Annotated in this window: 18 protein-coding genes and 1 other annotated feature; all 18 genes read left to right on the top strand. The window is 47.4% G+C overall.

Annotated elements, in window-relative coordinates:
* Window positions 1-23: 23 nt before the first annotated feature.
* The 18 genes from secE to AUC31_RS16450 all read left to right on the top strand — a co-directional run bounded on the left by secE (window position 24) and on the right by AUC31_RS16450 (window position 22753).
* Complete coding sequence (secE, locus tag AUC31_RS16365) at window positions 24-209, top strand: preprotein translocase subunit SecE (RefSeq protein WP_058382186.1); 186 nt, start codon at window positions 24-26, stop codon at window positions 207-209.
* Between the two features lie 96 nt (window positions 210-305).
* Window positions 306-839: a transcription termination/antitermination protein NusG gene (gene nusG, locus AUC31_RS16370; RefSeq protein WP_058382185.1), complete on the top strand. Its 534-nt coding sequence runs from the start codon at window positions 306-308 to the stop codon at window positions 837-839.
* Window positions 840-1012: 173 nt separating this feature from the next.
* Complete coding sequence (gene rplK / locus AUC31_RS16375; protein ID WP_058382184.1) at window positions 1013-1438, top strand: 50S ribosomal protein L11; 426 nt, start codon at window positions 1013-1015, stop codon at window positions 1436-1438.
* A gap of 106 nt (window positions 1439-1544) precedes the next feature.
* Window positions 1545-2243 (top strand): 50S ribosomal protein L1, encoded by a 699-nt coding sequence (rplA, locus tag AUC31_RS16380; protein ID WP_058382183.1) that lies wholly within the window; start codon window positions 1545-1547, stop codon window positions 2241-2243.
* Window positions 2244-2285: 42 nt separating this feature from the next.
* Window positions 2286-2436: a sequence feature (ribosomal protein L10 leader region), on the top strand.
* A gap of 35 nt (window positions 2437-2471) precedes the next feature.
* Window positions 2472-2972: a 50S ribosomal protein L10 gene (rplJ, locus tag AUC31_RS16385; protein ID WP_058382182.1), complete on the top strand. Its 501-nt coding sequence runs from the start codon at window positions 2472-2474 to the stop codon at window positions 2970-2972.
* Window positions 2973-3026: 54 nt separating this feature from the next.
* The gene (gene rplL / locus AUC31_RS16390) at window positions 3027-3386 is read left to right on the top strand and encodes a 50S ribosomal protein L7/L12 (protein WP_058382181.1); all 360 of its coding nucleotides are present in this window, start codon (window positions 3027-3029) and stop codon (window positions 3384-3386) included.
* 112 nt (window positions 3387-3498) lie between these two features.
* Window positions 3499-4101 (top strand): class I SAM-dependent methyltransferase, encoded by a 603-nt coding sequence (locus AUC31_RS16395; RefSeq protein ID WP_058382180.1) that lies wholly within the window; start codon window positions 3499-3501, stop codon window positions 4099-4101.
* 216 nt (window positions 4102-4317) lie between these two features.
* Window positions 4318-7872, top strand: coding sequence for a DNA-directed RNA polymerase subunit beta (gene rpoB / locus AUC31_RS16400; protein ID WP_058382179.1), 3555 nt, complete (start codon window positions 4318-4320; stop codon window positions 7870-7872).
* Between the two features lie 110 nt (window positions 7873-7982).
* Window positions 7983-11588 carry a DNA-directed RNA polymerase subunit beta' gene (gene rpoC / locus AUC31_RS16405; protein WP_058382178.1) on the top strand — a complete coding sequence of 1202 codons (3606 nt, stop codon included), beginning with the start codon at window positions 7983-7985 and terminating at the stop codon, window positions 11586-11588.
* Window positions 11589-11892: 304 nt separating this feature from the next.
* A complete protein-coding gene (gene rpsL / locus AUC31_RS16410) occupies window positions 11893-12312 on the top strand; it encodes a 30S ribosomal protein S12 (RefSeq protein ID WP_058382177.1) in 420 nt (139 codons plus the stop codon).
* Window positions 12313-12356: 44 nt separating this feature from the next.
* Window positions 12357-12827: a 30S ribosomal protein S7 gene (gene rpsG, locus AUC31_RS16415; RefSeq protein WP_058382176.1), complete on the top strand. Its 471-nt coding sequence runs from the start codon at window positions 12357-12359 to the stop codon at window positions 12825-12827.
* A 50-nt stretch (window positions 12828-12877) separates the two neighbouring features.
* Window positions 12878-14956: an elongation factor G gene (gene fusA / locus AUC31_RS16420; RefSeq protein WP_058382175.1), complete on the top strand. Its 2079-nt coding sequence runs from the start codon at window positions 12878-12880 to the stop codon at window positions 14954-14956.
* A gap of 118 nt (window positions 14957-15074) precedes the next feature.
* Entirely contained in the window at window positions 15075-16262 is a 1188-nt protein-coding gene (gene tuf, locus AUC31_RS16425) for an elongation factor Tu (protein ID WP_058382174.1), read from the top strand.
* A gap of 415 nt (window positions 16263-16677) precedes the next feature.
* Window positions 16678-17580, top strand: a complete 903-nt coding sequence (gene ilvE, locus AUC31_RS16430) for a branched-chain-amino-acid transaminase (RefSeq protein ID WP_058382173.1) — start codon at window positions 16678-16680, stop codon at window positions 17578-17580.
* 339 nt (window positions 17581-17919) lie between these two features.
* On the top strand, window positions 17920-19653 hold the full coding sequence (gene ilvB, locus AUC31_RS16435; protein WP_058382172.1) for a biosynthetic-type acetolactate synthase large subunit: 1734 nt from the start codon (window positions 17920-17922) through the stop codon (window positions 19651-19653).
* Complete coding sequence (gene ilvN / locus AUC31_RS16440; RefSeq protein ID WP_058382171.1) at window positions 19650-20162, top strand: acetolactate synthase small subunit; 513 nt, start codon at window positions 19650-19652, stop codon at window positions 20160-20162. The genes ilvB and ilvN overlap by 4 nt, the downstream gene beginning before the upstream one ends.
* Window positions 20163-20196: 34 nt before the next feature.
* Complete coding sequence (gene ilvC, locus AUC31_RS16445) at window positions 20197-21225, top strand: ketol-acid reductoisomerase (protein WP_058382170.1); 1029 nt, start codon at window positions 20197-20199, stop codon at window positions 21223-21225.
* Entirely contained in the window at window positions 21212-22753 is a 1542-nt protein-coding gene (locus tag AUC31_RS16450) for a 2-isopropylmalate synthase (RefSeq protein ID WP_058382169.1), read from the top strand. The genes ilvC and AUC31_RS16450 overlap by 14 nt, the downstream gene beginning before the upstream one ends.
* The last annotated feature ends 14 nt before the right edge of the window (window positions 22754-22767 follow it).

A 22767-nucleotide genomic window follows, 5' to 3' on the forward strand; every position in this document is an offset into this window, starting at 1 on the left:
GAAATTCGGAGGTTTTTACGATAATGGGTAACATTGGCGATTTCTTTAAAAATGTCGTTTCGGAAATGAGAAAAGTCAGCTGGCCAAAACGCAAGGAATTGACGCGCTATACAATCGTCGTCTTGTCAACGGTCATCTTCATGGCTCTTTTCTTCGCATTGATCGATACCGGCATATCGGAATTATTCCGTTGGTTCCTGGCACTGTAACACAGTCATAAGAATAACGAAAAATAGCCCGTCATTCCATGGAACGGGTTTTTTCATTTGTAAAAAAGGAGGGATGGACGCTTAGTCCGCTCGAATATGGAGAAAAATTGGTATGTAGTCCATACGTATTCCGGTTACGAAAACAAGGTGAAAGCGAACCTGGAAAAGCGTGTAGAAACAATGGGAATGGAAGATTTGATCTTCCGCGTCATCATCCCTGAAGAACAGGAAACAGATTTCAAAGACGGCAAAAAACGCACAGTCATGCGCAAAACCTTCCCGGGTTACGTGCTAGTCGAATTAGTAATGACGGATGAGTCTTGGTACGTCGTCCGCAACACGCCGGGTGTGACCGGATTTATCGGTTCATCAGGCGGGGGCGCGAAACCGACACCTCTTCTAGAAGAAGAAGTCGATTTCATCCTCAAGCAAATGGGCATGACCGAACGCAAAGTAGATATCGATTTCGCAGTCGCAGACACCGTCGAAGTCATGGAAGGGCCATTCGCCAACTTCCAAGGGAAAGTCGAAGAAATCGACGATACCAAAGGCAAAGTCAAAGTGTCGATCGACATCTTCGGCCGCGAAACGAAAATGGAGCTCGATTTCGAGCAGGTTCAAAAAGTATAACAAGTCCCCTTGCTATTTTTTTGCAATGGTGGTATCATTTCATAGGTCAGACTGCCAAAGGGCAGCATCTGTACTAACCAATTAATTCTATCAACGAAAATCAAGTTGACGGACAGATATGAGTGGGAGGGGCAACCCTATTACCACATCACGGACTTAAGGAGGTGTGTTTCGTGGCTAAAAAAGTAGTTAAAGTCGTAAAATTGCAGATTCCTGCAGCAAAAGCTAACCCAGCGCCGCCAGTAGGACCAGCACTAGGTCAAGCAGGCGTCAACATCATGGGCTTCTGTAAAGAATTTAACGCGCGTACTGCTGAACAAGCAGGACTTATTATTCCGGTTGAGATTTCGGTATTTGAAGACCGTTCATTTACTTTCATTACGAAAACTCCGCCAGCTGCAGTTCTATTGAAGAAAGCAGCAGGTATTGAATCAGGTTCAGGCGAACCGAACCGCAATAAAGTAGCGACTGTGAAACGCGACCAAGTTCGCGAAATCGCAGAAACTAAAATGCCAGATCTAAATGCTGCTTCAGTTGAAGCTGCAATGTTGATGGTTGAAGGTACTGCTCGCAGCATGGGCATTACAATCGAAGACTAATTTCAAGAAGTTGTTTTTGGATGGGTTGCGCAGTTCAACGCGAACAGCGCAGCCCTTAATCGTGGGAGGTTCAATCCGTTAGACCACAACAAGGAGGACGTTTAAAATGGCTAAAACAGGCAAAAAGCTGCAAGAAGCAGCAAAACTGATCGACCGTTCTAAGTTCTACGAAGCGAAAGAAGCGATTGAACTTGCGAAAAAAGCAAGCACAGTCAACTTCGATGCTACTGTAGAAGTCGCTTTCCGCCTAGGAATCGACACGCGTAAAAATGACCAGCAAATCCGTGGGGCAGTCGTGCTTCCAAACGGTACTGGTAAAACTCAAAGCGTTTTGGTTTTCGCTAAAGGCGACAAACTGAAAGAAGCTGAAGAAGCAGGAGCTGACTATGTCGGCGATGCTGAGTACATCCAAAAAATCCAGCAAGGCTGGTTCGATTTCGACGTTATCGTCGCAACTCCGGACATGATGGGCGAAGTTGGTAAACTTGGACGCGTTCTTGGACCAAAAGGTTTGATGCCAAACCCGAAAACAGGAACTGTTACATTTGATGTAGCAAAAGCTGTTCAAGAAATCAAAGCTGGTAAAGTGGAATACCGTGCTGACAAAGCCGGCATCATCCACGCGCCAATCGGCAAAGTGTCTTTCGAAGACAACAAGCTTGCTGAGAACTTGCAAACAATCTATGACGTGATCCTAAAAGCTAAGCCATCTGCTGCTAAAGGCACGTACATGAAATCCCTAAACGTAACGACTACTATGGGACCTGCTGTTAAAGTCGACCCTGCAAAAGTAGTAGTTAAATAAAATATTGACATTCTTTCTCAGCTTCGTTATACTGGCGAAGTTGTGAAATAACCATTTGTACCGCAGACAGTAGGGGCGGCTTGCCGCTTAATGAATCCCTGCCGAGGACATGATGAATTCAGATTCCATCTTAATTGATGCTGATTTTATGCCTCTGTGTCTGTACTGGACCAGAGGCTTTTCTTATGGACGGACGGTATGAATGACAAATCTATAGGAGGTGCCCACATGAGCAAAGCAATTGAAACGAAAAAAGTTGTTGTGCAAACGATCGCTGATAAGTTCGACGCTGCTGCATCGGTTGTCGTTGTTGATTACCGCGGTTTGAACGTTGCCCAACTTACAGAACTTCGTAAACAGCTTCGTGAGGAAGGCATCGAGTTCAAAGTTTACAAAAACTCTATGACTCGCCGCGCGACAGAAGTTCACGGCCTAGAAGCGATCAACGAACACTTCACAGGACCGAACGCTATCGCATTCTCGAACGAAGACGTCGTTGCTCCAGCGCGAATCATCAACGATTTCGCAAAAGGCAACGAAGCACTAGAAATTAAAGCCGGTATCATTGAAGGCAATGTTGCATCTGCAGATGAAATGAAAGCTCTTGCTGAACTTCCATCACGCGATGGCCTATTGTCTATGCTACTCAGCGTACTACAAGCTCCAGTCCGCAACTTCGCTGCTACTACAAAAGCAGTTGCAGACCAAAAAGAAGAACAGGGCGCTTAATCTCTTAGCATCCTGAGTACGACAAAAAATTACCTATCATAGGAGGAAATTATAATGACACAAGAACAAATTCTAGACGCAATCAAAGAAATGACAATTCTACAACTTAACGACCTAGTAAAAGCAATCGAAGAAGAGTTCGGCGTAACTGCTGCTGCTCCAGTTGCTGCAGCTGCTGCTGGTGGCGCTGCTGAAGAAGAGCAAACTGAGTTCGACGTAATCCTTAACTCTGCTGGCGACCAAAAAATCAAAGTCATCAAAGTTGTTCGCGAAGTTACAGGTCTTGGCCTGAAAGAAGCGAAAGGTCTTGTTGACGAAGCTCCTAAAGCTCTTAAAGAAGGCGCTACTAAAGAAGAAGCTGAAGAAATCAAAGCTAAACTTGAAGAAGTTGGCGCTTCTGTAGAAGTTAAATAATTACCTATATTATAAGAAAGAAAGCTCGTCAGTATTCACCGACGGGCTTTTTCTTCTTTTTAAATCCAATCCAATGAGAACTTGAGATTGTATGATGGAAGGAGGGCTCCGTATGTCCCAACACTATTATTCCAAAAATCCTCAAACTAAAAGCAAACCCCAAGAGTGGACCTACACATTGCGGGGCGAGGCGTTCCGGTTTCAAACGGATTCAGGCGTTTTCAGTAAAAATGAAGTCGACTTTGGTTCGCGGCTATTGATTGAGGCGTTTGATGAACCAGCTATAGAAGGGCCTATCCTCGATGTGGGCTGCGGGTATGGACCGATCGGAATGGCTATCGCCAAAGCATTTCCACAAAGACATGTGCACATGGTCGACATCAATGCCAGAGCCATTGAACTCGCACAAAAAAACACCGTATTAAACGGTGTCGAAAATGTTTCAGTCTATGAAAGCGACGGCTTGTCAGGTGTTGAACAACAAGAATTCAGCGCTATTTTAACGAACCCGCCAATTCGTGCAGGAAAAGAGACGATTTTCCGGTTTTATGAAGAAGCATATGCAAAGCTTGCGGCTTCTGGATCGTTGTGGGTTGTCATACAGAAAAAGCAGGGAGCCCCTTCGACTGAAGAGAAATTGCAGCAGTTGTTTGGTGAGGTTCGGGTGGCTGATAAGAAGAAAGGTTACTTTATTTTCGAGGCCAGAAAAGTTTGACTTGACAAAACGCCTGTGATATTATAATAAAATGCAAAAAATATTATTTTGAGGTCGTTTGCCCTTTTTCGGGCAGAGCATGGCGGCCAGTTTTAACATGTGTAAACCGAAAATGAGCTCATATGCGGTCTCGTTTTCTTTTTGTCTTTTCGATATCATACACTATTTTACAGATATCGCAAAGTCCTATAATCGTTTTATTGAGGGGTGAATAAGTTGACAGGTCAACTAGTTCAGTACGGTCAGCATCGTCAACGCAGAAGTTTTTCGAGAATCAGTGAAGTTCTAGATCTCCCGAATCTGATTGAGATCCAATCGTCTTCTTACGAATGGTTCTTAGAAGAGGGGCTTCGTGAAATGTTCCGCGACATTTCACCAATCGAAGATTTCACAGGAAACCTTTCCTTGGAATTCGTCGACTACAGCCTAGCGGATCCTAAGTACCCGGTTGATGAATCGAAAGAACGGGACGTTACTTACGCAGCGCCACTTCGCGTAAAAGTGCGTCTTCACAACAAAGAGACGGATGAAGTGAAAGAACAGGATGTCTTCATGGGCGATTTCCCATTGATGACAGAAACTGGAACTTTCGTCATCAACGGCGCAGAGCGCGTCATCGTTTCGCAATTAGTACGCTCACCAAGCGTCTATTTCCACGACAAGACAGATAAAAACGGCAAACGAGGTTTTGGTGCTACTGTCATTCCAAACCGTGGTGCATGGCTTGAGTATGAAACCGATGCAAAAGATGTCGTATACGTACGCATCGACCGCACACGCAAATTGCCTGTAACGGTTCTTCTGCGTGCATTAGGCTTTGGTTCCGATCAGGAAATCATCGAATTGCTCGGCGATAACGAGTACTTGCAAAATACTTTGGAAAAAGACAATACCGAAAACACGGAAAAAGCGCTTCTTGAAATTTACGAGCGCCTTCGCCCTGGAGAGCCGCCGACAGTAGAAAGCGCTAAGAGCTTACTCTATTCGCGTTTCTTCGACCCAAAACGCTACGATTTGGCGAATGTCGGCCGCTACAAGATGAACAAAAAGCTTCATATTAAAAACCGTTTGTTCAATCAGACAATCGCAGAAACACTTGTCGATCCTGAAACGGGCGAAATTTTAGTAGAAGCTGGAACTGTTATTGACCGCCGTGTCCTTGACCGCTTGATCCCTAATTTGGAAAATGGCGTCGGTTTCCATACCGTTTCCCAAGCTGGAGGCGTGCTTGAAGACGACGTGACACTCCAATCCATTAAAATTTATGCGCCGAATGACGATGAGCAAAAAGAAATCACCGTTATCAGCAATGCATATATCGAAGACAAGATCAAAAACGTAACGCCTGCGGATATCATCTCGTCTATCAGCTACTTCTTCAACTTGCTCCATGGCGTCGGCAACACAGATGATATTGACCACCTCGGTAACCGTCGCTTGCGTTCAGTTGGCGAACTGTTGCAGAACCAATTCCGTATCGGTTTGTCCCGTATGGAACGTGTGGTGCGCGAGCGTATGTCGATCAACGACACGCAATCGATCGTACCTCAGCAATTGATCAATATCCGCCCGGTTATTGCATCGATTAAAGAGTTCTTCGGCAGCTCCCAATTGTCGCAGTTCATGGACCAAACGAATCCGCTTGCTGAATTGACGCATAAACGCCGTCTATCTGCGCTTGGGCCCGGTGGTTTGACGCGTGAGCGCGCTGGCTTCGAAGTCCGTGACGTTCACTACTCTCACTATGGCCGCATGTGTCCGATCGAAACGCCTGAGGGCCCGAACATCGGCTTGATCAATACACTTTCAACATTTGCGAAAGTGAATAAATTCGGTTTCATCGAAACTCCTTATCGCCGCGTCGATCCAGAGACCAATAAAGTCACTGACCAGATCGATTACTTAACGGCTGATGAAGAAGACAACTATGTCGTCGCTCAGGCGAATTCGCGCTTGAATGAAGACGGATCGTTTGTCGAAGAAGAAGTCGTGGCCCGCTTCCGCGGTGAGAACACTGTTTACAGCCGTTCTAGCATCGATTATATGGATGTTTCTCCTAAACAAGTCGTTTCCGTTGCGACTGCTTGTATTCCGTTCCTTGAAAACGATGACTCCAACCGTGCATTGATGGGAGCGAACATGCAGCGTCAAGCTGTGCCTCTATTGAATCCAGAAGCTCCGTTTGTCGGAACTGGCATGGAGCACCTAGCAGCACGTGATTCAGGCGCTGCCGTCATCGCGAAGCATGGCGGAATTGTTGAATTCGTTGAAGCGAAAGAGATCCGTGTTCGCCGTATCGAAAACGTAGAAGGCAATGAAGTTAAAGGCGATGTGGATACGTACCGTCTGCAGAAATTCATCCGTTCAAACCAAGGAACCAGCTATAACCAACGCCCGATTGTCAAAGTCGGCGATCGTGTAGAAAAACGCGATATCCTGGCTGATGGACCTTCAATGGAACGCGGTGAAATGGCGCTTGGCCGTAACGTGCTGGTCGGATTCATGACTTGGGACGGCTTTAACTATGAGGATGCGATCATCATGAGTGAGCGCCTTGTTAAAGATGACGTCTACACGTCGATCCATATCGAAGAATACGAATCAGATTCCCGTGATACGAAGCTCGGGCCTGAAGAAATCACGCGTGATATTCCAAACGTCGGCGAAGATGCTTTGCGCAACTTGGACGACCGCGGCATCATCCGTGTCGGTGCTGAAGTGAAAGATGGCGACATTCTAGTCGGTAAAGTAACGCCTAAAGGGGTTACAGAACTGACAGCTGAAGAGCGTCTGCTTCATGCAATCTTCGGTGAAAAAGCGCGTGAAGTACGCGATACTTCCTTGCGTGTGCCTCACGGTGCAGGCGGGATCGTGCTTGATGTGAAAATCTTCAACCGTGAAGACGGCGACGAATTGCCGCCGGGCGTTAACCAATTGGTGCGTGCTTATATTGTCCAAAAACGGAAAATCTCCGTCGGGGACAAAATGGCCGGACGCCACGGTAACAAAGGTGTTATCTCCCGCATCTTGCCGGAAGAAGATATGCCATTCATGCCGGATGGCACACCGATCGATATCATGTTGAACCCACTTGGTGTACCTTCCCGTATGAATATCGGGCAGGTGCTTGAACTTCACCTTGGTATGGCTTCCCGCTCCCTAGGTCTTCATATGGCATCATCCGTATTTGATGGCGCGAATGAAGAAGATGTCTGGGAAACAATGGAAGAAGCCGGAATGCCACGTGACGGAAAAACCATCCTTTATGATGGCCGTTCCGGTGAGCCATTCGACAACCGCGTATCTGTCGGGATCATGTACATGATCAAACTGGCACACATGGTTGATGATAAACTCCATGCACGTTCAACTGGACCTTACTCACTGGTTACGCAACAGCCACTCGGCGGTAAAGCGCAATTTGGCGGTCAGCGTTTCGGGGAGATGGAAGTTTGGGCACTTGAAGCATATGGTGCTGCACATACACTCCAAGAAATCTTGACAGTTAAATCAGATGACGTGGTCGGACGTGTTAAGACGTATGAAGCAATTGTCAAAGGCGAAAGTGTTCCAGAACCAAGCGTTCCGGAATCATTCAAAGTATTGATCAAAGAGCTTCAAAGTTTGGGTATGGACGTTAAAATGCTCACAATCGACGATGAAGAAATCGAATTGCGCGATTTGGATGAAGAAGACGATCTTCAACCTGCAGATTCACTTAACATCTTGCCGATCGCTGACGAAGAATCACCAGTAGGCACGATTGAATAACGTATATATAGAAGAAACCGTCCGGCACAGCGCCGGGCGGAAACTTATCGATTTAGCCATAAACGAGGAAGAGCCGCACAGAAACTCGAGACAAAAGGGAGGTAGGCTCCTTGATAGATGTAAATAATTTTGAGTATATGAAAATCGGATTGGCATCACCCGATAAAATTCGCTCATGGTCCTATGGGGAAGTCAAGAAACCAGAAACAATCAACTACCGTACGTTAAAGCCTGAAAAAGACGGTTTGTTCTGCGAACGTATTTTCGGTCCTACAAAAGACTGGGAATGCCATTGCGGAAAATACAAACGCGTCCGTTATAAAGGTGTCGTCTGTGATCGCTGTGGCGTCGAAGTAACCCGTTCAAAAGTGCGCCGTGAGCGCATGGGCCATATCGAACTTGCAGCACCGGTTTCCCATATTTGGTATTTCAAAGGAATTCCAAGCCGCATGGGCCTTATCTTAGATATGTCCCCGCGTTCTTTGGAAGAAGTTATCTACTTTGCTTCTTACGTAGTAATCGACCCGGCTGATACGCCGCTCGAGAAAAAACAACTGCTTTCCGAAAAAGAATATCGTGCATACCGCGATAAATTCGGCAAGAAATTCCAAGCAGCAATGGGTGCTGAAGCAATTAAACGTTTGCTTCAGGAAATTGACTTGGAACGCGAAACAGATGCGTTGAAAGAAGAACTTAAATCTGCGCAAGGCCAGCGCCGCACACGTGCGATCAAGCGCCTTGAAGTAGTTGAGTCTTTCCGTAACTCTGGAAACAATCCGGATTGGATGATTTTGGATGTCCTTCCTGTCATCCCGCCGGAATTGCGTCCGATGGTTCAGCTTGACGGCGGCCGTTTTGCGACTTCTGACTTGAACGACCTTTACCGCCGTGTCATCAACCGCAACAACCGCCTCAAGCGTTTGCTTGACCTTGGTGCGCCAAGCATCATCGTTCAGAATGAAAAACGCATGCTTCAAGAAGCGGTCGATGCATTGATCGACAACGGTCGTCGCGGCCGTCCGGTTACAGGTCCTGGTAACCGTCCATTGAAATCTCTTTCTCATATGTTGAAAGGGAAACAAGGACGCTTCCGCCAGAACTTGCTCGGAAAACGTGTCGATTATTCCGGCCGTTCTGTAATCGTCGTTGGACCGAACTTGAAAATGTACCAATGCGGCTTGCCTAAAGGCATGGCGATTGAACTCTTCAAGCCATTCGTCATGAAAGAATTGGTTGAACGTGGGCTTGCTCATAACATCAAGAGCGCGAAGCGTAAAATCGAGCGTCTCCATTCAGAAGTTTGGGACGTACTTGAAGATGTCATCAAGGAGCATCCGGTTCTTTTGAACCGCGCACCGACACTTCACAGACTCGGTATTCAAGCATTTGAACCGACACTCGTTGAAGGCAAGGCAATCCGCCTTCACCCGCTCGTTTGTACAGCTTATAACGCTGACTTTGATGGTGACCAAATGGCTGTTCACGTACCGCTTTCATCTGAAGCACAAGCGGAAGCTCGTCTTCTTATGCTTGCAGCACAGAACATCTTGAACCCGAAAGATGGCAAACCGGTCGTAACGCCTTCTCAGGATATGGTTCTAGGAAACTACTACTTGACGCTTGAGCGCAAAGGCGCAACAGGCGAAGGGGCGACGTTCTCCGGACCGGAAGAAGTGCTGATTGCTTATCAAACTGGCCATGTACACTTGCATACGCGCATCGCGGTTCAAGCTGGATCAGTAAGCAACCCGACGTTTACGGAAGAACAAAATAAAATGCTTCTACTGACTACGGTCGGGAAAGTCATTTTCAATGAAATCCTTCCGAAATCGTTCCCTTATATTAATGAACCGACCGATTACAACCTGCAAGTGGAAACGCCAGCGAAATACTTCGTCCCTACAACGACGGATGTTCGCAAGCATATCCAGGAGTCAGAACTTGTAACGCCGTTCAAGAAGAAAATCCTTGGGGAAATCATTGCAGAAGTGTTCAAGCGTTTCCATATTACGGAAACTTCTCGAATGCTTGACCGCATGAAGAGCCTTGGATTCAAATATTCAACACAAGCCGGCATCACGGTTGGTGTGGCAGATATCGTCGTTTTGCCTGACAAAGGTGAAATCCTAGTTGAAGCTCAAAACAATGTAGATAAAGTAATGAAGCAATTCCGCCGTGGTTTGATTACGGAAGAAGAGCGCTACACACGCGTTATCTCATATTGGAGCAACGCAAAAGATATCATCCAGGAAAAACTGATGGCATCCCTTGATACGCTGAACCCGATCTACATGATGAGTGATTCTGGAGCGCGTGGTAACGCGTCCAACTTCACGCAGCTTGCGGGTATGCGCGGACTCATGGCCAACCCGGCCGGCCGCATCATTGAACTTCCGATCAAATCTTCCTTCCGTGAAGGTCTGACGGTACTTGAGTACTTCATCTCGACTCACGGTGCACGTAAAGGTCTTGCCGATACAGCACTGAAAACGGCTGACTCCGGTTACTTGACTCGCCGTTTGGTCGATGTTGCACAAGATGCGATCGTGCGCGAAAATGATTGCGGAACTGACCGTGGTTTGTTGGTCGGCGCACTCATGGAAGGTACGGAAGTCATCGAAGAGCTTGAAGAACGGATTGTCGGCCGTCACGCTAAGAAAACGGTCCGCCACCCGGAAACAAAAGAAGTAATTGTAGAAAGAGACGCACTTATTACGCAAGATCTGGCCCGCCTCGTAATCGAAGCCGGCATCAAAGAAGTGACGATCCGCTCTGCCTTTACTTGTAATACAAAACACGGCATTTGCAAAAAATGTTACGGTACGAACCTTGCAACAGGCGACGAAGTGGAAGTCGGCGAAGCAGTGGGAATCATCGCTGCCCAGTCAATCGGTGAGCCAGGTACACAGCTCACGATGCGTACGTTCCACACAGGCGGTGTAGCAGGAGACGATATCACACAAGGTTTGCCACGTATCCAAGAAATCTTCGAATCCAGAAATCCGAAAGGGCAAGCTGTCATTTCTGAAATCACCGGTACGATTACCGAGATTGATGAAATCCGCGAAGGCCAGAAGGAAATCACGATTCAAGGTGACGTGGAAACACGCAAATACTTGGCGCCATACAATGCGCGTCTGAAAGTTCAAGTAGATGATACGATTCAGCGCGGTGAAGTGCTGACAGACGGCTCTATTGATCCGAAGCAATTGCTTCAAGTCAAAGAAGTTCAATCTGTACAATTGTATCTATTGAAAGAAGTTCAAAAAGTTTACCGCATGCAAGGGGTAGAAATCGGCGATAAGCACGTTGAAGTTATGGTTCGTCAAATGTTCCGTAAAGTTCGCGTCATTGAAGCTGGAGATACTGACTTGCTGCCAGGTTCCCTTCTTGATATTCACCAGTTTACAGAAGCAAATGAAAAAGCAGTGCTTGCCGGCAATATGCCAGCAACTAGCCGACCTGTCATCCTAGGGATTACGAAAGCTTCCCTGGAAACAGAATCGTTCTTGTCTGCTGCGTCCTTCCAAGAAACGACTCGCGTCCTTACCGATGCGGCGATCAAAGGAAAACGCGATGAGCTTCTCGGCCTGAAAGAGAATGTTATTATCGGGAAACTGGTTCCAGCAGGGACTGGCATGCAACGCTACCGCCAGATCGAAATCGAGCAAAGCGAAAAAGCTCAGCAAGAAGAGATCGTCGGAAGCGAATCATAAGTTAAAAACGAATCCCGGTGAGCTATACGCTCTCCGGGATTTTTTTTGAAGTTTAGGTTGACAGTTGCGCTAAGGGAATGATAGTATATTAAGGGTTGATGATTATCGATCTTTGCATGTCAGGAACATGATCGTCAGGTACGAAGCAAAAACAGTAAAAGCGTTCAGCTTTGCTGAATGTAGCCATTATGGCATTACTGGATACCGGTTTTTGTGTAAAATCACAAAGACTTTGTTTTTTACCCAAAAATGAACCACCTGGATATGTGGTATTAGAACACCTTTTGAGAGGAGGAAAAAATCGATGCCTACTATTAACCAATTGGTTAACAAGCCTCGTAAACCGAAAAGCACTAAATCAGACTCACCAGCGTTGAACAAGGGGTATAACAGCTTCAAAAAGTCACAGACTAACTTGAGCTCTCCGCAAAAACGCGGCGTCTGCACACGTGTTGGAACGATGACACCTAAAAAACCAAACTCCGCATTGCGTAAATACGCGCGTGTACGTTTGACAAACCAAATTGAGGTCAATGCATATATCGGCGGCGAAGGTCACAACCTTCAAGAGCACAGTGTTGTTCTTATCCGTGGAGGACGCGTAAAAGACCTTCCGGGTGTACGTTACCACGTTGTACGCGGCGCACTTGATACTGCTGGAGTAAACGGCCGTATGCAAGGACGCTCTAAATATGGAACAAAACGCCCTAAAGCAAAAAAATAATAACAATGAATTAACGATAGTTTTCGTTGAAAGGAGGAACATACATGCCTCGTAAAGGTCCTGTAGCTAAACGTGACGTGTTGCCAGATCCGATTTATAGTTCGAAATTGGTAACTCGTTTAATTAACAAATTGATGGTTGACGGAAAAAGAGGTACTTCACAAAAGATCCTCTACGGTGCGTTCGAACTAATTAAAGAACGCAGCGGGAAAGATCCGATCGAAGTATTCGAACAAGCTTTGGAAAACATCATGCCGGTTCTTGAAGTTCGCGCTCGCCGTGTTGGTGGTGCTAACTACCAAGTACCAGTTGAAGTTCGTCCAGAACGCCGTACGACTCTTGGACTTCGCTACCTAGTAAACTACTCACGTCTTCGTGGGGAGAAAACTATGGAAGAGCGTCTAGCTAATGAAATCCTAGATGCTGCCAACAACACTGGTGCTTCCGTCAAAAAACGTGAAGATATCCACAAAATGGCAGAAGCCAACAAAGCATTTGCTCATTACCGCTGGTAAATTCTTGCGAAACTTAAAATCTTATTTCGAGACGGAAGGAGAAAGACAATATGCCTAGAGAGTTCTCCTTAGACCATACACGTAATATCGGAATCATGGCTCACATCGATGCCGGTAAAACGACTACTACGGAGCGTATTTTGTATTACACAGGCCGTATCCACAAAATCGGCGAAACGCATGAAGGTGCTTCTCAAATGGACTGGATGGAGCAGGAGCAAGAACGTGGAATCACGATCACATCTGCTGCGACAACAGCTTCATGGGAAGGCCACCGCGTTAACATCATCGATACTCCAGGACACGTAGACTTCACAGTTGAAGTTGAACGTTCATTGCGTGTACTTGATGGTGCTGTAACGGTTCTCGATGCCCAATCAGGTGTTGAGCCGCAAACAGAAACTGTATGGCGTCAAGCGACAACATACGGAGTACCGCGTTTGGTATTCATTAACAAAATGGATAAAATCGGCGCTGACTTCCTGTATTCAGTAGGCACTCTTCACGATCGCCTGCAAGCTAACGCACACCCGATTCAATTGCCAATCGGCGCAGAAGACGAGTTCTCAGGGATCATTGACCTTGTAAACATGAACGCGCGCTTCTATGCGAACGATTTGGGAACTGAAATCACTGAAGGCGAAATTCCTGAAGAGTACAAGGAGCTTGCTGACGAGTGGCACACGAAACTACTCGAAGGCGTTGCTGAGCTTGATGAAGACTTGATGGAAAAATACCTTGGTGGCGAAGAAATTACTGTTGATGAACTTAAAGCTGCAATCCGTAAAGGAACGCTTGACGTTGAGTTCTATCCAGTAGTTTGCGGAACTGCTTTCAAAAACAAAGGGGTTCAATTGATGCTTGATGCAGTAATTGATTACCTCCCATCACCACTAGATGTACCGCCAATGACAGCACTTCGTCCGGATTCAGACGAAGAAGTATTGCGTAAAGCATCTGAAGACGAGCCTTTCTCTGCTCTGGCATTTAAAGTAATGACAGACCCATATGTAGGGAAATTGACGTTCTTCCGTGTTTACTCGGGTACGTTGAAATCTGGTTCGTACGTACAAAACTCTTCAAAAGGCAAGCGTGAGCGCGTAGGACGTATCCTACAAATGCACGCTAACTCTCGCGAAGAGATCGCTGAAGTATATTGCGGGGATATCGCTGCTGCGATCGGCCTGAAAGATACTTCAACAGGCGATACGCTATGTGACGAAAAAGACCAAGTAATCCTTGAGCGCATGGTCTTCCCGGAACCGGTTATCTCACTTTCAGTAGAGCCGAAATCCAAAGCGGACCAAGACAAGATGGGCCAAGCCCTTGCGAAATTGCAAGAAGAAGACCCAACTTTCCGTGCGCATACAGACCAGGAAACTGGTCAAACGATCATCGCGGGTATGGGTGAGCTTCACCTTGATATCCTAGTTGACCGTATGAGACGCGAATTCAACGTTGAAGCAAACGTCGGAGCTCCTCAGGTATCTTACCGTGAGACATTCCGTCAGTCTGCAAAAGTTGAAGGGAAGTTCGTACGTCAATCCGGTGGCCGTGGTCAGTTCGGACACGTTTGGATCGAGTTCTCTCCAAACGAAGAAGGCGCTGGCTTTGAGTTCGAAAATGGAATTGTCGGTGGTGTTGTTCCACGTGAATACATCCCAGCAGTTGAAGCGGGTCTTCGCGACTCTCTTGATAACGGTGTAGTTGCCGGTTATCCATTGGTCGACATTAAAGCACGTTTGTTCGACGGATCTTACCACGATGTTGACTCCAACGAGATGGCATTTAAAGTCGCTGCTTCTATGGCACTGAAAAATGCTGTATCAAAAGTTAACCCGGTAATCCTTGAGCCGATCATGAAAGTTGAAATTGTAATCCCTGAAGAATACCTTGGCGATATCATGGGTGACGTTACGTCTCGCCGTGGGCGCGTAGAAGGTATGGACGCTCGCGGAAACGCACAAGTTGTCCGTTCAATGGTTCCACTTTCTGAAATGTTCGGTTATGCAACAAACTTGCGTTCTAACACGCAAGGACGCGGTGTGTTCTCTATGCACTTCGATCACTATGAAGAAGTGCCGAAATCCATCGCTGAAGAAATTATCAAGAAAAATAAAGGCCAATAATTGAATTTTGACCTTTAATCAAGTATAAATAGTTTGTATGCCCAATCTGCGGTTTATTTCGGCAGCTTGGGTACTCAAACTACTACTATTAACTTACATTCTGAGGAGGATTTTTCTAATGGGTAAAGCTAAATTTGACCGTTCTAAAACACACGCTAACATTGGTACAATCGGACACGTTGACCATGGTAAAACAACTTTGACTGCAGCAATCGCTACAGTTCTTGCTAGAGCATCAGGCGGGGAAGCTCGTTCTTACGACCAAATCGATAACGCACCTGAAGAAAAAGAGCGCGGTATCACAATCAACACTTCTCACGTTGAGTACGAAACTGAAACACGCCACTACGCACACGTTGACTGCCCAGGTCACGCTGACTATGTTAAAAACATGATCACTGGTGCTGCACAAATGGACGGCGGGATCCTAGTAGTATCTGCTGCTGACGGCCCAATGCCACAAACTCGTGAGCACATCTTGCTTTCACGTCAAGTAGGCGTACCTTACCTTGTAGTATTCATGAACAAATGCGACATGGTAGACGACGAAGAGCTTCTTGAGCTAGTTGAAATGGAAGTTCGCGACCTATTGTCTGAATATGACTTCCCTGGCGATGACATCCCAGTCATCAAAGGTTCTGCACTTAAAGCTCTTGAAGGAGAGCCAGAGTGGGAAGAAAAAATCATCGAATTGATGAACGCTGTTGATGAGTACATCCCAACTCCAGAGCGCGACACTGACAAACCATTCATGATGCCTGTTGAGGATGTATTCTCAATCACTGGCCGTGGTACAGTTGCAACTGGCCGTGTTGAGCGTGGACAAATCAAAGTTGGCGATAACGTTGACATCATCGGTATCAACGAAGAAGCTAAATCTACAACTGTTACAGGCGTAGAAATGTTCCGTAAATTGCTTGACTACGCTGAAGCTGGCGACAACATTGGCGCACTTCTTCGCGGAGTTTCCCGTGACGATATCCAGCGTGGACAAGTTCTTGCTAAACCAGGCACAATCACTCCACATACAACTTTCAAAGCGGAAGTTTATGTTCTTTCAAAAGAAGAGGGTGGACGTCACACTCCATTCTTCACAAACTACCGTCCGCAGTTCTACTTCCGTACAACTGACGTAACTGGCGTTTGTAACCTTCCTGAAGGAGTAGAAATGGTTATGCCTGGCGACAACATCGAAATGAATGTTGAGCTTATCTCACCAATCGCTCTTGAAGAAGGTACTAAGTTCTCTATCCGTGAGGGTGGACGTACTGTAGGCGCTGGCGTTGTAGCTTCTATCCAGAAGTAATTCGCCTGTGCTTAAATCCCCCAACTCATTATGAGTTGGGGGATTTTTTTGTGTTCTTTTTTAACTAAAGATGAACATTGCGTGGCAGTGCGATGAGGTTTAAAGGCTGAATGATCCATGAGCATGCCGAAGAATTTTTGATTAAAATCTATTAGTTAAGAGAAGCTTATCCTTTTTTTATACGCAATATATCGCATTTTCATAAAATATTCAAACTTTTTTAAAAACATTTTAAACCGCGCCACGACAACAATGTAAACGGATACAAATGATTTCAATGTTCAGAATTAGCAAAAAAATCGCATTTTGTTTGTTGACACCCTTTAGAATAGGCGATATGATAGCAACAATTTAACAGAACAAAGCATTTACAGCGCAATCCCCATAAAAAATTTCGGAGAAAGAAGTGGACATCATGACTGAACAAGTAATCTATATGAATGGTGAATTTGTAAAAAAAGAAGATGCCAAGGTTTCAGTTTATGATCATGGCTTCCTATATGGCGACGGAGTCTTCGAAGGCATTCGTTCATACAACGGAAATGTCTTTCGTTTAGAAGAACACCTGGAGCGCCTTTACGATTCGGCTAAATCAGTGATGCTTGAAATTCCGCATACTTTCGAAGAAATGACGCAGCTGGTCGTGGAAACGCTGCGGCAAAACAAACTGAAGGACGCCTATATCCGCTTGGTCGTCTCACGCGGAGTTGGGAATCTCGGGCTCGATCCATTCAGCTGTGCAAAGCCGAATGTCATCGTCATCGCAGAGCCGCTTTCTTTATTCCCGAAAGCCTTGTACGACAGCGGCATTGAAATCGTCTCGGTCGCTTCAAGAAGAAGCCGCTCAGACGTCCTTAGCCCGAAAGTGAAATCATTGAACTATATGAACAATATCTTAGTGAAGATTGAAGCAAGCCTAGCTGGTGTCTCTGAAGCACTCATGCTGAACGATCAGGGCTATGTGGCTGAAGGATCGGCCGATAATATCTTCATCGTCCGCAAAAACAAATTGCTGACGCCTCCCGGTTATGTAGGAGCACTCGAAGGAATTACGCGCAACGCCATCATGGAAGTCGCAGCTGAAAAAGGTTACCAAATGGAAGAGGGCGTCTTTACTAGACACGATGTCTATGTCGCAGACGAAGTGTTCCTGACAGGGACGGCGGCAGAAGTCATCGCCGTCATCAAAGTGGATGGACGCGTGATCGGCGACGGCAAGCCAGGACCTGTCACGAATGACCTGTTAGAAGCATTCCGTGAGCTGGTGCAGCAAGACGGCGTTAAAGTGTATAACGAAGAACATTTAAACGTAGTATAAATTCATAAGATCAATTCAATGACGAGGTTAAAGCAAATGGAATACAGCATTTACAGAGAGCCGGGGTGGTGGAAGCCGGCAATGCTGCCAGATGCGACATCCCCTCTGAGTGGAATGCTGAACGGCTTCGGCCTTTTAGGTGTTCCCGGTGACTGCAAGCGACGGGTTATCGTTATCAGCGGATAAGCAATTATCCAAGAGGCTGCAAATCGCAGTGAAATAGGGTGGTACCATGAAGCTTTTTCATCCCTATGCAAAGAAGATGTCTTCTTTGTGTAGGGATGGAAAAGCTTTTTCATTTGCTACTTCCGAAGACTTAAGAAGAAGGAGGCGGAAAGATTGGGAGTAAACGTAAAGGTCAGAGAAGAACTCAAACAAGGATTATCCGGCAGCGGGGCAGACGTATTAATTCAATCATTGAAACAGCAGGGTGTTGAGATCATTTTTGGCTACCCAGGAGGTGCGGTTCTGCCAATCTACGATGCTTTGCATCGAAACCCGATCCGTCACATATTAGCGAGACACGAACAAGGCGCGATCCATGCAGCGGAAGGCTACGCCAGAGTTTCCGGAAAACCAGGAGTGGTCATTGCAACGTCCGGGCCTGGAGCGACGAACCTCGTCACCGGGATTGCGGATGCCATGCTCGATTCATTGCCACTCGTCATCTTCACCGGGCAAGTTGCTACATCGGTTATCGGAACCGATGCTTTCCAGGAAGCGGATATCGTCAGCATCACACAGCCGATCACGAAACATAATTACCAAGTGAAAAAAGCGGAAGACTTGCCGCGGATCATCAAGGAGGCATTCTTCATCGCTTCAACAGGGCGTCCGGGACCAGTCGTCGTCGATATCCCGAAAGATGTATCCACGATGCTGTTCGCCGGAAGTGAAGAACAAGCGGATGCAGATGTATACTTACCGGGCTATCAACCGACCATCTCGCCGAATTATCTGCAGATCCAAAAGGCAGTGCAATTGCTGTCCAAAGCGAAAAAGCCGGTGATTCTAGCCGGTGCCGGAGTATTGGCAGCGAGAGCTTCCGAAGAGCTTCAAGCATTTGCGGAACATCATCAAATCCCGATCGTGAACACCCTGCTTGGACTTGGAACAATCGGCGGCGACCATGAATTGTTCCTCGGCATGGGAGGCATGCACGGAACGTATGCAGCGAACACGGCAATTTGCGAATGTGATGTCTTACTCAACATCGGAGCCCGTTTTGACGACAGGCTCACCGGCAATTTGGCATCATTCGCGCCGAACGCGGAAGTCATCCATATCGATATCGATCCTGCAGAAATCGGGAAGAACGTCCCGACAGCCATCCCGATCGTGTCGGATGCCAAAGCGGCATTGGTCGAGCTATTGAAAAGCAATTTCGAAAGCCCGGACACAGAAGAATGGCGCGGCAAGCTCAATGCTTACCAAGAAGCTTACCCGCTTCAGTATCATCAAAAAGAACGAAAAGGCATCATGCCTCAGCAAGCTGTCGAATTGATCCACCGCTTGACGGGCGGCGATGCGATCGTCACAACGGATGTCGGACAACACCAAATGTGGACGGCTCAGTATTACCGCTTCAACAACCCGCATAACTGGGTGACATCCGGTGGGCTTGGGACGATGGGCTTCGGCTTCCCGGCAGCGATCGGGGCGAAGTTCGCAAGACCGGAAGAAACGGTCGTGGCCGTGGTCGGCGATGCCGGTTTCCAAATGACTTTGCAGGAATTGTCGCTATTGCAGGAATACCGCCTGCCGGTAAAGATCGTCATCTTGAACAACCAAAGCCTTGGGATGGTTCGCCAGTGGCAAGAAACCTTCTATGAGGAACGTTATTCCCAATCGATGATGCCCGTGCAGCCGGATTTCGTAAAACTGGCAGCCGCTTATGATCTCGACGGCTATAAGGTCGAAACGATGGAAGAAGCGGAAGAAGTATTCAAAAAAGCGTTTGAATCAGATGGCCCAGCGCTCATCGATTGCCGGGTAATCCAACTCGAATGTGTGTACCCGATGGTGGCGCCAGGCAAAGGGCTCAACGAAATGATCGGGGTGAAAGGCGAATGAAGCGAGTAATCACAACAACAGTCATCAACCAGAGCGGCGTCTTGAACCGGGTTACCGGGCTGTTGATGAAACGCCAATTCAATATTGAAAGCATTTCAGTCGGACATACTGAACAAGCAGGCATATCCAAAATGACTTTCGTCGTCAATGTGGAAGATAAAGGGAAGCTGGAGCAATTGCTCAAACAGCTACAAAAGCAGATTGACGTCTTGAAAGTCAATGACATTACCGATAAGGCGATGGTCATGAGAGAACTCGCATTGATTAAAGTGGTCGCACCGCCCGCAGCGCGCAGCGAGATCTACAGCATCGTCGAACCGTTCCGCGCGACGGTGGTCGATATGAGCAAAAACGTCACCACGTTCCAAGTAACAGGCGACCCTGAGAAAATCGAAGCCTTCATCGATTTGATGAAGCCATACGGCATCAAAGAATTAACAAGAACCGGAGTATCCGCTTTTGTCAGAGAAACGCAAAAAGCCCATACACCGCAATTGAACATCCTTTAAGCTAAAACCCCAAACCCTGAGGAGGAAATTAAAAATGGCAAAAATGTATTATAACCAAGACGTAAACGACCAGGCACTAAAAGGACAAACAATCGCGGTGATCGGCTACGGTTCGCAAGGCCATGCCCATGCGCAGAACTTAAATGATTCAGGATTCAAAGTAGTGGTCGGCGTAAGACCCGGCAAGTCATTCGATCAGGCAAAAGCAGACGGCCTGGAAGTGGCGACGGTCGCGGAAGCAGCGCAAGCAGGTGACGTTATCATGGTCCTCGTGCCGGATGAGCGTCAGACACAAATCTACGAAGAGTCGATCAAGCCGCATCTCACGGCTGGAAAATCGCTCGTCTTCGCACACGGTTTTAACGTTCATTTCAACCAAATCGTGCCGCCGAAAGATGTGGACGTGTTCCTTGTCGCCCCTAAAGGCCCGGGGCATCTTGTCCGCAGAACATTCGAAGCAGGAGCAGGTGTACCGGCATTGTTCGCAGTACATCAAGATGTATCCGGCAATGCGAAAGATACGGCTTTAGCTTATGCAAAAGGCGTCGGCGCTGCCCGTGCCGGAATCTTGGAGACGACGTTCAAGGAAGAAACGGAAACGGATCTATTCGGTGAACAAGCCGTACTATGCGGCGGGGTGACGTCACTTGTCAAAGCCGGATTCGAGACACTAGTGGAAGCAGGCTATCAGCCGGAACTGGCATACTTCGAATGCTTGCACGAACTGAAATTGATTGTTGACCTCATGTATGAAGGCGGCATGTCGGGCATGCGCTACTCGATCTCCGATACAGCGCAATGGGGAGATTTTGTATCCGGCCCGCGCATTGTCGATGCCGATACAAAAGCCCGCATGAAAGATGTATTGACGGATATCCAAACCGGCAAGTTCGCCAAAGGCTGGTTGCTTGAGAACCAATTGAACCGTCCGGAATTCACGGCGATCGAAAACGCTGAAGCGGAACACCAAATCGAACAAGTCGGACGCGAGTTGCGCGCCATGATGCCATTCGTCAATGAAAACAAAAAACCAAAAGAGGTGGCTGCTAATGTCTCAAATTGATATTTTCGATACGACACTACGGGACGGAGAACAGTCGGCCGGGATCAACTTGAATACAGCTGAGAAAATCGAAATCGCCCGCCAGCTCGAACGTCTAGGCGTGACGATTATCGAATCGGGGTTCCCGGCTTCATCGCCAGGAGACTTCGACGCAGTGCAGCGGATAGCCGGTACGGTAAAGAACTCTATCGTAACGGGATTGTCCCGCTCCATGAAAGCGGATATCGACCGGACATGGGATGCCTTGAAGGGAGCGGAACAACCGCATATCCACATCTTCTTGGCAACGTCTCCTATCCATATGGAACATAAATTGATGAAAACACCGGAACAAGTTGTCGACATCGCTGTTGAATCTGTCCGTTATGCGAAGAAATTCTTCCCGCTCGTCCAATGGTCGGCGGAAGATGCTTCTCGTTCAGACCCGGAATTCTTGGCGCATATCATCAAGAAAGTCATCGAAGCAGGCGCGACCACAATCAATTTGCCGGATACGGTCGGCTATGCGACGCCGGCAGAATACGGGGCGATGTTCCGCTATATGACGGAAAACGTACCGGGCATCGAAAACGTCAAGCTATCAGCGCATTGCCATAACGATCTGGGCATGGCGACAGCGAATACGCTCGCGGCGATTGAAAACGGCGCGACGCAAGTCGAAGGCACGATCAACGGCATCGGTGAACGTGCAGGGAACGTCGCGTTGGAAGAAATTGCGGTGGCGCTCCATATCCGCAAGCAATTCTACGAAATCGAAACCGGCATTAATTTGAACGAGATCAAACGCTCGAGCCAATTGGTCAGCCAATTGACCGGCAGCATCATCCAGCCGAACAAAGCGGTTGTCGGAAAGAATGCTTTTGCCCATGAATCAGGCATCCACCAGGACGGCATGTTGAAAAACCCGCTGACCTATGAAATCATCACGCCGGAATTGATCGGCGATGCAGCGACTGAACTGGTCCTTGGCAAACATTCCGGCAGGCACGCATTCCGCGACCGTGCGGTGAAGATGGGCTTCGAGTTGCCTGACGCTAAATTGAATGAAGCGTTCATTGAATTCAAGAAACTCGCCGACCGTAAAAAACAGATCACAGAAGACGATTTGTTCGTCTTGTTGACCGACCAGCAAATCAATGACACCGAGACACCTATCTATGAGCTTGAAAGTGTGCAGGTGCAATACGGCACAGCGAATATCCCGACGGCGACAGCATCCGCTATCGGCCCGGACGGCACCGCGATTCACGAAGCAGCAACCGGCTCCGGATCGGTCGAAGCGATATTCAATACACTTGAACGCATCGTCGAAGGCAAAGTGCACATCCTGGACTACCGTGTAACATCTATCGGCAAAGGCCGCGATGCACTCGGCGAAGCCGTTATCAATATGAGCTACGACGGAGAGACCGTTACTGGCCGCGACGTCGCACAGGATGTGTTGGAAGCGACCGCAAAAGCTTATTTCAACGCAGTGAATCGCCAGCTTGTGAAACAGGGAAATAAAACGAAGATCGAAGCAGTGTAAAAAGCAAACCCACA

It is taken from the genome of Planococcus rifietoensis, assembly GCF_001465795.2.
Taxonomy (GTDB): Bacteria; Bacillota; Bacilli; order Bacillales_A; family Planococcaceae; genus Planococcus; species Planococcus rifietoensis.